Source organism: Sphingomonas yantingensis (assembly GCF_014199325.1).
GTDB classification, from domain to species: Bacteria; Pseudomonadota; Alphaproteobacteria; order Sphingomonadales; family Sphingomonadaceae; genus Sphingomonas; species Sphingomonas yantingensis.
This window is the reverse complement of record NZ_JACIJJ010000005.1, coordinates 1-13,135: the sequence shown is the minus strand read 5'-3', so window position 1 is coordinate 13,135 and position 13,135 is coordinate 1. Positions and strand designations below refer to the sequence as shown.

10 protein-coding genes and 1 tRNA gene are annotated in these 13,135 nt (G+C 66.0%); 8 read left to right on the top strand and 3 right to left on the bottom strand.

Annotation, left to right across the window (positions count from 1 at the left end; all coding sequences use genetic code 11):
* Positions 1-11 precede the first annotated feature (11 nt).
* The 5 genes from FHR19_RS15300 to FHR19_RS15280 all read left to right on the top strand — a co-directional run bounded on the left by FHR19_RS15300 (position 12) and on the right by FHR19_RS15280 (position 5,592).
* Entirely contained in the window at positions 12-344 is a 333-nt protein-coding gene (locus FHR19_RS15300; protein WP_184030256.1) for a GCN5-related N-acetyltransferase, read from the top strand.
* A 65-nt stretch (positions 345-409) separates the two neighbouring features.
* Positions 410-3,334 carry an excinuclease ABC subunit UvrA gene (uvrA, locus tag FHR19_RS15295; protein ID WP_184030253.1) on the top strand — a complete coding sequence of 975 codons (2,925 nt, stop codon included), beginning with the start codon at positions 410-412 and terminating at the stop codon, positions 3,332-3,334.
* Positions 3,335-3,427: 93 nt separating this feature from the next.
* Positions 3,428-3,991 carry a hypothetical protein gene (locus FHR19_RS15290; RefSeq protein WP_184030250.1) on the top strand — a complete coding sequence of 188 codons (564 nt, stop codon included), beginning with the start codon at positions 3,428-3,430 and terminating at the stop codon, positions 3,989-3,991.
* A gap of 10 nt (positions 3,992-4,001) precedes the next feature.
* Complete coding sequence (locus FHR19_RS15285; protein ID WP_184030247.1) at positions 4,002-5,471, top strand: PepSY-associated TM helix domain-containing protein; 1,470 nt, start codon at positions 4,002-4,004, stop codon at positions 5,469-5,471.
* A gap of 44 nt (positions 5,472-5,515) precedes the next feature.
* Positions 5,516-5,592 (top strand) — tRNA-Arg (locus FHR19_RS15280).
* A 706-nt stretch (positions 5,593-6,298) separates the two neighbouring features.
* Here the strand turns inward: FHR19_RS15280 and FHR19_RS15275 are convergent.
* Together FHR19_RS15275 and FHR19_RS15270 are read right to left on the bottom strand one after the other, a co-directional pair.
* On the bottom strand, positions 6,299-7,306 hold the full coding sequence (locus FHR19_RS15275; protein ID WP_184030245.1) for an alcohol dehydrogenase catalytic domain-containing protein: 1,008 nt from the start codon (positions 7,304-7,306) through the stop codon (positions 6,299-6,301).
* Positions 7,307-7,480: 174 nt separating this feature from the next.
* Positions 7,481-9,130, bottom strand: coding sequence for an MFS transporter (locus tag FHR19_RS15270; protein WP_184030243.1), 1,650 nt, complete (start codon positions 9,128-9,130; stop codon positions 7,481-7,483).
* Between FHR19_RS15270 and FHR19_RS15265 the strand changes: the two genes are divergently transcribed.
* The 3 genes from FHR19_RS15265 to FHR19_RS15255 all read left to right on the top strand — a co-directional run bounded on the left by FHR19_RS15265 (position 9,101) and on the right by FHR19_RS15255 (position 12,024).
* Positions 9,101-10,255: a sulfotransferase family protein gene (locus FHR19_RS15265; RefSeq protein ID WP_184030241.1), complete on the top strand. Its 1,155-nt coding sequence runs from the start codon at positions 9,101-9,103 to the stop codon at positions 10,253-10,255. The genes FHR19_RS15270 and FHR19_RS15265 overlap by 30 nt on opposite strands.
* An 11-nt stretch (positions 10,256-10,266) precedes the next feature.
* A complete protein-coding gene (locus tag FHR19_RS15260) occupies positions 10,267-11,436 on the top strand; it encodes a DUF1214 domain-containing protein (protein ID WP_184030239.1) in 1,170 nt (389 codons plus the stop codon).
* Between the two features lie 84 nt (positions 11,437-11,520).
* Positions 11,521-12,024 (top strand): VOC family protein, encoded by a 504-nt coding sequence (locus FHR19_RS15255; RefSeq protein ID WP_221228580.1) that lies wholly within the window; start codon positions 11,521-11,523, stop codon positions 12,022-12,024.
* 35 nt (positions 12,025-12,059) lie between these two features.
* Here FHR19_RS15255 and FHR19_RS15250 read toward each other — a convergent pair whose 3' ends face one another.
* Positions 12,060-12,965: a helix-turn-helix transcriptional regulator gene (locus FHR19_RS15250; protein WP_246359578.1), complete on the bottom strand. Its 906-nt coding sequence runs from the start codon at positions 12,963-12,965 to the stop codon at positions 12,060-12,062.
* Positions 12,966-13,135 lie beyond the last annotated feature (170 nt).

Below are 13,135 nucleotides of genomic sequence, written 5' to 3'. Positions count from 1 at the left end.
GGAACCTAGCAATGTCCGAAACGGAGCACTTTCGTGGCAAGGTGGATGACCGCACTCCCCTCGAAGCGCGCTGGCTCGACCTCACGCGCCGCGTCCTGCCCGCCCTCGCCGCCGAACGAGGCTGGCCGGTGCGCGCCGATCACTGTTTCCAGCGCATCCTGCTCGACAATGCGTTCGGCGGCGTGTGGTACGACTTCGTTTCCCGCCGCCCCGCCTATGCCCATGCCGATGCCGCCGCCCTCGCCCGCGCCGTCGCGCTCGGCGAAGGGGCCGTCGCCGGGACCATTGACCTAGCCGACCTCAACCGCCGGTCGCTCGTCTGGCGGGGCGTGCACCCCTCGTAACCGGGGCCGTCCACCCCTATCTCTCGCACTGGCCCTCGCCCCGGAACGAAGCTAGAACGGATCGCATGACCCTGACCCACATTTCCGTGCGCGGCGCGCGCGAGCACAATCTCAAGGGCGTCGATATCGACATCCCGCGCGACACGCTGACGGTCATCACCGGCCTGTCGGGCAGCGGCAAGTCGTCCCTCGCCTTCGACACCATCTATGCCGAGGGGCAGCGGCGATACGTCGAGTCGCTGAGCGCCTATGCGCGCCAGTTCCTCGAGATGATGCAGAAGCCCGATGTAGACCATATCGAGGGCCTCTCGCCGGCGATCAGCATCGAGCAGAAGACGACCAGCCGCAATCCGCGCTCGACCGTCGCGACCGTCACCGAAATCTACGATTACATGCGTCTGCTCTGGGCGCGGGTCGGCATCCCCTATTCGCCCGCCACCGGCCTGCCCATCGCGGCGCAGACGGTCAGCCAGATGGTCGACCGCGTGCTGGCGCTGCCGGAGGGGACGCGGCTTCTGTTGCTTGCCCCCGTCGTTCGCGGGCGCAAGGGCGAGTATCGCAAGGAACTGGCCGAGTGGCAGAAGGCGGGCTTCCAGCGCGTCCGCATCGACGGCGAAACCTATCTGATCGAGGAAGCGCCGACCCTCGACAAGAAGTACAAGCACGACATCGAGGTGGTGGTCGACCGGCTGGTCGTGCGCGAGGACATCGCCACGCGGCTTGCCGAGAGTTTCGAGACCGCGCTCAAGCTTGCCGAGGGCCTTGCCTATGTCGACCTGACCGACGGCGTCGTGCCGGGGCGTGAGAACGAGGCGACAGATGCCGGCGCGATGAAGGGCGCGGGCATCCCGCCCAACCGGATCGTGTTCAGCGAGAAGTTCGCCTGTCCCGTTTCGGGCTTCACCATCCCCGAGATCGAGCCGCGCCTGTTCTCGTTTAACGCCCCCCAAGGCGCCTGTCCGGCGTGCGACGGGCTTGGCGAGCGGCTGGAGTTCGACCGCGACCTCGTCGTCCCCAACCACGACCTGTCGATCAAGAAGGGCGCGGTCGTGCCCTGGGCCAAGTCGAATCCGCCCAGCCCCTATTACATGCAGGTCCTCGGCAGCCTCGCACGCGAGTTCGGGTTCAGCCTCGATACGCCGTGGAAGGATCTGTCGCCCGAGCATCAGGCGGTGATCCTGACGGGGACGAAGGGCAAGGCGGTGACGCTGACCTTCATCGACGGGCGCAAATCCTATGACGTGAAGAAGCCGTTCGAGGGCGTCATCGGCAACCTCAACCGCCGGATGCTCCAGACCGAGAGTGCGTGGACGCGCGAGGAACTGTCGAAGTATCAGGCCGCGCATTCGTGCGAGACCTGCGGCGGCGCGCGGCTGAAGCCCGAGGCGCTGGCGGTCAAGATCGCCGGCACCGACATCAGCGCGATCACGCGGCTATCGGTGCTCGACGCGCTCGAATGGTACAAGGCGCTGCCCGAAAAGCTGACCGACCAGCAACGCGAGATCGCCCGCGCGATCCTGAAGGAGATCGACGAGCGGCTGGGCTTCCTCAACAATGTCGGCCTCGATTACCTCAACCTCAACCGCACGTCGGGCACGCTGTCGGGCGGCGAGAGCCAGCGCATTCGGCTGGCGTCGCAGATCGGCAGCGGATTGTCGGGCGTGCTCTACGTCCTCGACGAACCGTCGATCGGCCTGCATCAGCGCGACAACGACATGCTGCTCGCGACTCTCCGGCGGCTGCGCGACCTCGGCAACACCGTGCTCGTCGTCGAGCATGACGAGGATGCGATCCGCACTGCCGATTACGTCATCGACATGGGGCCCGGCGCGGGCGTGCATGGCGGCGAGATCGTCGCCAAGGGGACGCTAAAGCAGATTCTGAAGGCCAAGGGCAGCGTCACCGCCGATTACCTCAACGGTACGCGAGAAGTCACGGTGCCGGCCAAGCGGCGCAAGGGCAACAAGAAGAAGCTGACCGTCCACAACGCGACCGCCAACAACCTGACCGGCGTCACCGCCTCGATCCCGCTCGGCACCTTCACCTGCGTCACCGGCGTGTCGGGGTCGGGCAAGTCGAGCTTCACGATCGACACGCTCTATGCCGCCGCCGCGCGCGCGCTGAACGGCGCGCGCGTGTTGATGGGCAAGCACGACAAGATCACCGGCCTTGAGCATTGCGACAAGGTGATCGACATCGACCAGTCGCCGATCGGCCGCACACCGCGGTCGAACCCGGCGACCTATACCGGCGCCTTTACCCAGATCCGCGACTGGTTCGCCGGCCTGCCCGAGGCGCAGGCGCGCGGCTACAAGCCCGGCCGCTTCAGCTTCAACGTGAAGGGCGGGCGGTGCGAGGCGTGCCAGGGCGACGGCGTGCTCAAGATCGAGATGCACTTCCTCCCCGACGTCTACGTCACCTGCGACGTGTGTCACGGCGCGCGCTACAACCGCGAGACGCTGGAGGTGAAGTTCAAGGGCAAGTCGATCGCCGACGTACTCGACATGACCGTCGAGGACGCAGTCGAGTTCTTCAAGGCCGTCCCCCCGATCCGCGAGAAGATGGCGATGCTCGCCGAAGTGGGCCTCGGCTACGTAAAGGTCGGTCAGCAGGCGACCACGCTGTCGGGCGGCGAGGCGCAGCGCGTGAAACTGGCCAAGGAACTGGCGCGCCGCTCCACCGGCCAGACGCTCTACATCCTCGACGAGCCGACCACGGGCCTCCATTTCGAGGACGTGCGCAAGCTCCTTGAAGTGCTCCACGCGCTGGTCGACCAGGGCAACACCGTGGTGGTGATCGAGCACAATCTCGACGTGATCAAGACCGCCGACTGGCTGATCGACCTGGGCCCCGAAGGCGGCGTCAAGGGCGGCGAGATCGTCGCGGTCGGCACGCCCGAAGAGGTGGCGAAGGAGCCGCGCAGCTATACGGGGCGGTACCTCGCGCCGCTGCTGGCGCGCGGGGGGGGCGAGGCGGTGGCGGCGGAATAGGCTCCCGTCCCAAAATCCTGCTATTGCGACTTGCTCTCAAAAGAGTCGCGCGTCATAAGACGGCATGCCAAGCCGCCGCCGTTCCTCATGCTGATGACTGCCCTGCTCCTCCTTGCCGCAGCGGGCACGGTCGCGCTTCGTTTCGCCTGGGATGCGCGGGAGCCGGCGCAGCTCCGGCTCACGCTGGCCGGGTGGGCGGCGATCGGGGCGGCGCTGGCAGTTCTTGTCGTGCGCGACGGCGCGTGGGGGCTGGCGATGGGCACCCTCCCCGTCACGCTCGTCGCCTTCGGCTTTCTGCTGCGTGAGGCGATTGCCTCCACCGCCCCGACCCGCGCTGCCCGCATTGCCGAGACCGAGCCGAGCGTCCGCCTCCACGCCGCCGACTGGCGCGACGTGGGTCGGCGTATCGCGATCTTCCTGATCGCCGTCCCGCTCGCCGGCGCGGTATCGCTGCTCGTCGGCCTCGCCCTTGCCGCAGGGGCGCGTGCATCCGGGGCGGTGGAGGCGGACACCATCACGACCGCGCTGTTCGTCACCCCGCTGATCTGGAGCGTTTTCGGGGTCGTCCTGCTGCTCCAGCCGCGCGCTGCGGCGATGCTGCGCCCGCTAGCTGCGATCGGCGCGGTTTCCGGCGCGACCTTCTGGCTGCTCGGCTGAGGATCAACAGATGCGCTTTCCCTCCGCCGATCTCGTCCGCCGCGCGCTGTCGGGCCATGCCGCGATCGGGCTGCTTGCGGGCGGGCTGCTCTATCTGATCTGCCTGTCGGGCACGATCGTCGTGCTGCGCGAGGAGATCCAGCGCTGGGAACAGCCCAACGTCGCCGAAGCGAGCATGATGACGCCGGCCGCGCTCCAGACCGCCGCCCGCAACGTGCTGGCGAGCGAGGCGGGCAGGAAGCCGACCGAGCATTTCTATATCCGCCTGCCCAACGGCGCCCTCCCCCGCGCGGTCGTCACCACCGACAACCAGGCGGTCTATGTCGACGGGACCGGCGCCATCGCCGACAAGGAGGCGCATGGCTGGACCGAGTTCCTCATCAACCTCCACGTTTACCTCCACGTTCCCGGCACGCTCGGCCTGACGATCGTCGGCGCGCTCGGCGTGATGATGACCGCGCTGACGCTGGGCGGCGTGCTCGCGCATCCGCGCATCTTTCGCGACGCGTTCCGGCTGCGCGCACGCGGGCAGACGCAATTAGCGCTTGCCGACTGGCACAATCGGCTGGGCGTCTGGACGCTGCCCTTCGGTCTGGCGCTGGCGCTCACCGGCGCGATGATCGGGCTGGCGGGCGTGGGCTTCTGGGCGGTCGCGAACCAGTGGTATGGCGGCGATGTGGAAAAGGCCTACGCCCCGATCTTCGGCGGCGAGCCTGCCCATGCCGAGGGCAAGGCGCCGCTCGCCCGCATCGACCGCGCGATGGCGAACCTGACCGCCGCGCATCCGGGCGTCGAGCCGAGCTACGTCATCCTTCACGAACCCGGCACCCGCGGGCAATATCTGACGATCCTCGCCAAGCATCCGCGCCGGCTGATCTATGGCGAAACCTATGCCTTCGACGCGAACGGCCAGCCCACGCACAAGGTGGGGCTGAGCGACGGGCCGATCGGGCAGCAGTTCGCCGCCTCCACCTACGACCTGCATTTCGGGTCGTTCGGCGGGTGGCCGGTGCGCCTCGTCTATGTACTGCTCGGCGCCGCCGTGACGGTGATCTGCGGCACCGGCATGTCGATCTGGCTGGTCAAGCGCCGCCAGCGCGGGCGCGCCAGCCCCCGGCTGGAGGCGATGTGGGCGGCGACTTTGTGGGGCGCACCGCTGCTCCTGATGGTGGCGCTGGCCGCGCGCGCGGCGGCCGGGCCGCAGGCGCCGATGGTGGCGCTGTTCTGGATCGGCCTTGCCCTCCTGATCGCCGCGAGCATCCTCGTCCCCCGCGCCGAGGCATGGGCGCGATCGCTGCGCCTCGCGCTCGGCCTGTCGACGGTCGCGGCGGGGGCGATCCATCTGGCGATGATGGAAAGCGCGATCGTGCCGCTCTACCTGCTCGACCTGTCGCTTCTCGGCGGCGGTGCGTGGTTCCTGTGGCCGGCGCTGCGCCAGTGGCGCCCGGCCCGCACGCCCGAAATGGCGCCTGCCGAATAAGGGGATTGCGGCGCTGCGCCCGGCCGATTAGCCCGATGCGCGCCGGCCCCGTAGCTCAGTCGGATAGAGCAAGTGCCTTCTAAGCACTAGGTCGCAGGTTCGAACCCTGCCGGGGTCGCCAGCCATGTGTCCTTGGGCCGTAAGGCTGCGCCTATTTTTCAAATCGCGACCCGTGCAGTGGCGGACTGGGCTTCTTTGCCCATGCCGTAAATAACAGCGTCGACCAGTTGGCGGCTCTTCCGGCATGGCCGCAAAGCCGCAACGGCGTTTAGGGCTACCGCCGAATGGTGTTCGATCACGGCGCAGGTATCCGTTGCAGCAAACGGCAACTCCTTTCGAAGGCGGAGCCGCTGTTCTTGCTAACCAACGTTGAGGTGAATGGCAGCTTGCGACCGGAATGGAAGCCGACCCGCCCCACATCTTTCGTGAACGGCCCTCTGCTATTCGCCTGTGTGCAATCGAAAAGGGCCGTCCCGCTTACCACCCTTCGCGACGGCTAGACGTCCCTACGCCGGCTCAACTGAACGAGCAGCAACTTACCGCGCTCGATCACAGGAAAGCGGCCATTCCGCTTTCCACTTACCTTCGCCATTAGCGCCGCCGGAGCGATTGCGTCTCCTGGACTAGCTCATGCTTCGGCGAGTGAAACGCATGAAGCGACTTGCAGTCGCACGACGCACCGTTCCCGCTTGCTCCTCTCCGATGCCGCGATCTGCACATCTGTCATTTGCCTTTGCTGTTCGGAGTTTTATCGAGTCAGTTTGTGGCTCGCCGGCGCAGCAAATCAGTAATTGCGGTTCATCGTCTTTAGGAAGAACGCCTGCCGCCTAGCTCCATGGGTCGACTTGTACCTTGGTTTCGTTGTGCGGCCCCCGCAGCGTCTCGATCATGCCCGGCAAAGCCTCAAGCGGAATGGTGTTCGACACCATGGCCCGCGCCTCGACATCGCCCCGATCGAGCAGATCGACGGCGGTCTGGAACTCCTCCAGCGTCCACGCCATCGAGAATGTCAGCTTCACCTGCTTGAACGTCGCGATGCCGGGAATGACGGGATCGGGCGCCATGCAGAAGCCCAGAGAGATGACCTCGCCATTCGGTTTCACCAGGTTCACCGCTTGCTGGAGCGCGCCGACAACACCGATCGCCTCAAAGACATAGTCCGGCGGACCGCCAAGCGCCTCGGCAATGCGTTCGCCCTCTCCCTCGCCCAGAGTGACGAAAGCATCGGCCCCCATCGCGAGCACAAGCGATTCACGTCGCTTCGAGCGAGATGCCGTGACCAGCCGTCCGGCACCCAGCCGCCGCGCCCAGAAGGTGGCCGTCAAACCGACCGTACCGCCGCCAAGCACCAGCACCCGTGCGTTCGGCTTCAGCCGTGCCAGCGAAACGCCGTGCAAGCCGACCGCCAGCGGCTCGACCAACGCACCGTCCAGAAGCGACAGCGCGGACGGCAACTTGACGGACGCGCGCTCCGCAATGCGCATATATTCGCCGAACCCGCCCATATAGTGGGTCGGCGTCGCGCACATGACCTGCATCCCGATCCGGCACATGTCGCAATGCCCGCAACCCGCGGCAGGCATCGCCGTCACGATGTCTCCCACCTTCAACGAATGGGTGTCCTGGCCGAGTGCCACGACCTCGCCGCAGAATTCGTGCCCCAGCACCGAACCGCAGGGAAAGTCGTATCCGTTGCCGGACGTCATGTTCAGATCGGTGCCGCAGATGCCGCACCGACCGACCTTGATGACGGCCTCGCCCACGCCGGGTTCGGGATCGGGCAGGGTTTCGATGGCCCAGGGACGGTCGGCACCTTTGAATACGGCAGCGCGCATGCTGTTGTTCCTCGTTGAAAGCGCACGAAACGGAATGGTCACTACCCCGCTGAACCTGTCGCAACCGGCTACGCCGCGGCTGTCGACCAATCCTCTCCGCCGCCTGCATAGCACCGCTTGTGACGAACCGTGCATCGCGCCTGCGATGACTGTGTCGATGGCCCGGTCCGCACCTCAGCCGTCGGGACGGTCGGGATAACGCCCGAGCAGGAGGTAGGCCGAGCCCGACAGCACGAGAGCGCCCGCCGCAACGCCGAGCGCCGGATCGTAGCTGTGAAATGCGTCGAACGACAATCCGATCAGCGAGGAACCGACCGCCACCCCCACCGCGATCGAGAAGACGACGATACCGAACAGGCCACCGAAATCGCGCATGCCGAAGTAGCGCGCGACGACGAAGCCGACGATGTCGAATTCCGCCCCTTGCCCCAGCCCCAGCAGGAGCAGCCCCGCCGCCGCGTAGCGCGGGTCGCCGCCGCGCCATAGCAGCAGCGCCGCGCCCGATGCCGCGGCCAGCATCATCGCCAGCGCGACCGCCGGCGCCCAGAACCGGTCGAGGAGCAGTCCTGTCACGAACGCTCCGGCGAAGCTGGACGCTCCGATCAACCCCATCATCGCTGCCGCCGACGCCGGCGCGATGCCCTTCGAGACAAGTAGCGGCTGAAGCTGCGAGACGATCGCGATCAAAGCGGCGTAAGCGAGGGCGGCCGCCAGCGCGACGATGATGATGCGTCGGTCGGAAAACAGGCGTGTCCAACGGCGCCGGTGGCTTTCGCGAGGCGCCTGAGGTGCCGGTGCTGTACGCCCGAGCCACCGCCAAACCGCCGGCAACGCGACCAGGAGGATCAACGCCGCCATCAGCGCGTAACCCGCGCGCCACCCATATGCGTCAATGGCGGCGTAAAGGGCGGGCGGCAGGGCGATGCCCGCCAGCGCCTGACCCGTTCGACCGGCCGCCAACGAGAAGCCGAGCGATTTTTGAAAGACGAGGCCCATGACTTGCGAGAAGCCGAGCCCCGACGTCGCAACGCCGACAACCGTTGCCGTGGCCCAGAGCATGTAAAAAAGCGCGAGCCGCCCCGGCATCGCCGCCAGCGCCAGATAGGCCGCCGCCATCCCCGCCAGGCCGCAAAGAATGAAGGGCCGCGCGCCCATGCGATCGATCAGCCGGCCGGCGAAGGGCGATGCGATGGCGGACAGCAGCGCTGCGTTCTGCGCCAGGCCGATCTGTCCCGGCGTCCAGCCAAAAGCCTCGCCGAGCGGCCGGACGAATAGGCTGAACACCGTGGGCATGATCGCCGCGCCCAATCCCATGCCGAGCATCGTCGCGACGCCGGTGCTCCACCCCTCGCGCCATTCGGATGCGATGATCGCGCGCTGCGACCGAGGCTCGTTCAAAACGACCGCGCCTTCATCCGCTTCGGGCGGGCGGGGCAACTCGCCCCGCCCCCGCGCTCGGCAAACAGGCAATCGTGGGATCGCCGGCTCCGAAACGCCGCAATCGGGGCCATTGCATCGGATAGAAGCATGCGCGGTTTCTCCCGATTGTTCTTGGATCGAGTTTAAAGCGCGTTTCTTCGCGACGATCATGCCGACGAATTGTCTATCGCAACCGTGATGCATGGGGCGCAGGCGCGAAGACGGCTGTGCGTATCGGCCGACAGACATATCGTCAGAACGATCAACCGATCTCCGCCGTTGTAATCGGCCGGACTTTGCGGTCGGGTCGTCCACGCAAAAAAGAACATCAACGTGCGGCCTGGCGCTCGCACGCCGCCCGGATGGAGAGCTTCGATGACCGACCACGCTTTCGCTACCGCACATGACAGGTTGCGAGAGGAGGCAATTCGTCGAGCCGGCCACGACGACTTCGGGGCGGATGATTATCGTGAAGGATATGACCGCCTGCTCGGGGAACTGGACGGGATCGGCCTGTCGGACGCGGGCGCCTCGGCGATGCGCGAGCAGATCGTCGACTATTTGACCGGCCGCCTACGCTCGGTCGCGGGGTTCAAGCAGCAGCGCGACGCGATGGCGCGGCCGATCGCTCGCCCGCTCATCATTACCGGGATCGTTCGATCGGGCACGACCGCACTGCACAAGCTGCTGTCGATGGATCCGCAATTCCAGGGAATCGAACACTGGATCACCTTCGCGCCCCAGCCGCGCCCCGCGCGTCGGGATTGGCCCGGCAACCCCGATTTCGAGCGCGCCAGTGCAAAGCTGGCAGCGATGGCCGCCGTCGCGCCGGAAGTGATCGAGGATCACGGCATGGCCGTCGATACGGTCGAGGAATCGCTCCACCTGTTGCCGCAGAGCTTCTGCTCGAACATGTTTCCGTCGCAGACGAGCATTCCGGCATATGACGCCTGGTACAAGGCGACGGACGACACGTTCAGCTATCGCCATTTCGCTGACAACCTCCGCCTGATCGGCGCGAACGATCCGGATCGCACCTGGCTGCTGAAGAACCCGACGGACACCTTCTCCCTCCAGCAGGTGCTCAACGTCTTCCCGGACGCGATGATCGTGCAGACCCATCGCGATCCGCTTCAGGCGGTACCGTCGATCGTGAACCTGCTCGCGGGCGCGCATCGCTTCTATGTCGGAGAGCACGCCGACATGGCCAAGGTCTTCGCGCGCGAGCAGGAAATGTGGGCGTTGGCGGTCGAACGGGCCGATGCCGTCAAGGCGACGATCCCGGGCCGCGCCATCGATATCGATTTCGGGCAGTTCGTGCGCGACCAGATGAGCGTCGTCCACAAGATCTACGATCATTTCGACCTGACGCTCAGTAGCGCGGCCGAAACCGCGATGCGCGACTGGCTCGCCGCCAATCCGCGCAGGTCGACGACGATGCAGCGCTTCACGCCCGAGGACTGGGGCGGGAGCACGGGCAGCCTGGTGGAGCGCTATGCGGCGTATCGCGAACGCTACGGCTTTGCGTAAGGAGGCGGACGATGACGGTTCTTCCATGGCCTGATCGGCTCAAGCAGATCGAACATGCCGGCGAACTCTGGGCGCGCACATGGGCCCCCGACGACGAACAGGTGCGGGCAGAACTGCACCGGCAGATCATGATGAACCTGTCGCTGGGCTATTTCCTGTATTTCCAGTCCAGCCCCGAACATCCCGACTTCGCACCGTTCCTGAACTCGGTCTACCTCCTTCAGCCGAACCCCGACGACGCCTATGTCGTTGCGCATATCAGCGGCGACGGAGTCTATCGCATCTCGGGTGATCGGGGCTCGGTCCATCTGCTGACCATCACGATCGGCAAGAATATGATGGGCATGGTCGAGGAACTGGGCCAGCAGCATCTCGAGGTGGATGTCGACGATCTGGCGCCCGGGCCCGACGGCAAGGTCGACATCGTCCTCTCGGTGGAGAAACCCGAAGGCCATTCAGGCGCATGGCTCCAGATCCGACCCGATTCGGAATATGTGCTCATTCGCCAGCGGAGCTACGACTGGGGGAACGAAGCCGATGCCCGCCTGTCGATCGAGCGGCTCGATAACGACCCGATCAAGAGGCGGATGCCGACGGAAGAAATCGAACAGCGTCTCGACGGGATGATGGCGTTCGCCGAGCGGCTCAGCCGATTCTGGCTGAACTTCGTCAACGGCATCAAGGAGCGACATGCGCCCAATACCGTCCATGTCGCGCCGTTTCAGGAAATGGGCGGCGTGAAGGCGCAGGTTTACTGGGAGGCGATCTTCGAGATCGGGCCGGACGAGGCGCTGATCGTCGAAACGGAAGTCCCGCGCCAGGTACGCTACTGGAACGTGCAGCTGAACGACGAAATCTGGAACACGATCGAATATGTGAACGCGCAGTCCAGCCTGAACGGGCATCAGGCGCATCTGAACGCTGACGGGATGTTCCGCGCCGTCGTCGCCTCGCAGGATCCGGGGGTGCCGAACTGGCTGGATACGCTCGGCCATCCGACCGGTACGCTGGTGGGCCGATGGTATCGGTCCAGTGATGCACCGACCCCCGTCCTGCGGCGCGTCAAGCTGTCCGAAGTCCGCGATCACCTACCGCCCGACACGCCCAGCGTCTCGCCCGGGGCGCGGGCGGACGCGATCCGCAATCGCAGTCGCGGCGCCCAGCAACGCCGCCGCTGGTAGGCCGCGCCCGGCGCAACGAAATCGAAATCGGGCGGCGGCGGCTAACGACCTGTCGGCGCCAACCAGCTCAGGAAAGGACGCCAGATGTCTTACCCGCTTTTCCAGAACGCCTTTCAGCTTGCCTACGTCACCAACGAAATCGATCGCGCGGTGGAGATGTTCACGTCGCGTTACGGCGTCGGCGGATTCCACATCATGCGCGACACGCCCGATGCCGATGGCAAGATCCATGTCGCGCTCGGCTATGCCGGAAAGACCAACATCGAGCTGATCCAGCCCGGTGAGAACGGACGCGCGCTGTATGCGGACTGGATCGCCGATGCGACGTCGTTCGTATGCCGTTTCCATCACGTCGGTCTGCTGATCGACGAAGCCGCGGACTGGGATGCGATGCGGCAGAGAGTGGTCGAGAACGGCAGCGCGATCGTCATGGAAGGAGAGGTGCCGGATTTCGCCGCCTATCTCTACGCCGACACCGTCGCGGAACTCGGTCACTACCTCGAATATGTCCGGCTTGGCGCGCACGGCCAGGCGATGTTCGCCGGCGTGCCCGGATTCCCGGGATTTCCATCCGCCGTGAAGGGTTAGGCGGCGCTCGTCAGCCGGTCCCGGTCGGAATGTCGTCAGGCCAGCGCCGCCACGCTGGTCCAGACGAGGCGCACCAGTTCGGCCTGACCACGCGCCCCGGTCGCCGCATATAATCGCTTCGAATAGTGGCGGGCGGTCTGCTCGGTGAGATTGAGCCTTGCGGCCGCTTCGACGATCGACGCGCCTTCTGCCAGCGCGATCGCCATCCGCGACTCCGCGCCCGTCAGCCCGTATGCAGCGGCGAAGGCAGCGGCCCGGTCGATCGACTGCACGGGTTCGCGGAACAGAGCGAGCGCCGCACCGCGACCACCGGCCGCAAACGGGATCGCTATCGCCTGCCCCGCGACGGCAACGCGTGCTCCATCGTTCACACCGTTGACCAGCGCGGCTCGCTGCCGTGACGACACGTCGTGGTTTTGGCCGGTGACGGCTTCTCCATATTCGTCCAGCACCGCCCACCCCACGCCGGCCCTGTCTAACGCAGCATTTGCTGCGGCAAGTTCGATCTGGCTGTCGCGCAGCCGCGCCATGTTGGAGACGGCAATTGCCGCGTGGGACGACAACGCCGACAGCAACGCCCCGTCGGGGGCCCCGAAACAGTCTGACGCCCCGCCCCGGATCCCGATCCAGACATCGTTCCGATGGTTCGATGCGCGAATGATCCGACCGGATCCTCCTTCGCCGAGTTCCTCGAAATCATAAAGGCGCCCGGATCGCAACGTCTGGAGCAACCCGCGCGGCACAGGGGGAAGCGCGGTCGCGTTCGATATGCGGGACACATGCGATTTCCACCCGGAAGTGACGCTGCGTGTGAGCAGGACCGCTTCCCTGGCGTGCGTGCGGCGACGGAGCCGCTCGAGAAAGGCAGCGAACGGCTGGATATCGTCGAGCGCATACAGCGCGCCCAGCAATTCGTCTTGGTCGATGCGAGATAAAACCATCGCAGCCAAACTTCCCATATGGGAGGTGCGCACGCAAGGCCATCGGGTGAGGTACGTCGCATTACTAGGGAGCGCCCGATGACCGACCTCAACCACCTTCAGCGGCTCGAAGCCGAGAGCATCCACATCCTGCGCGAGGTTGTGGCCGAGTGCGAGAAGCCGGTGATGCT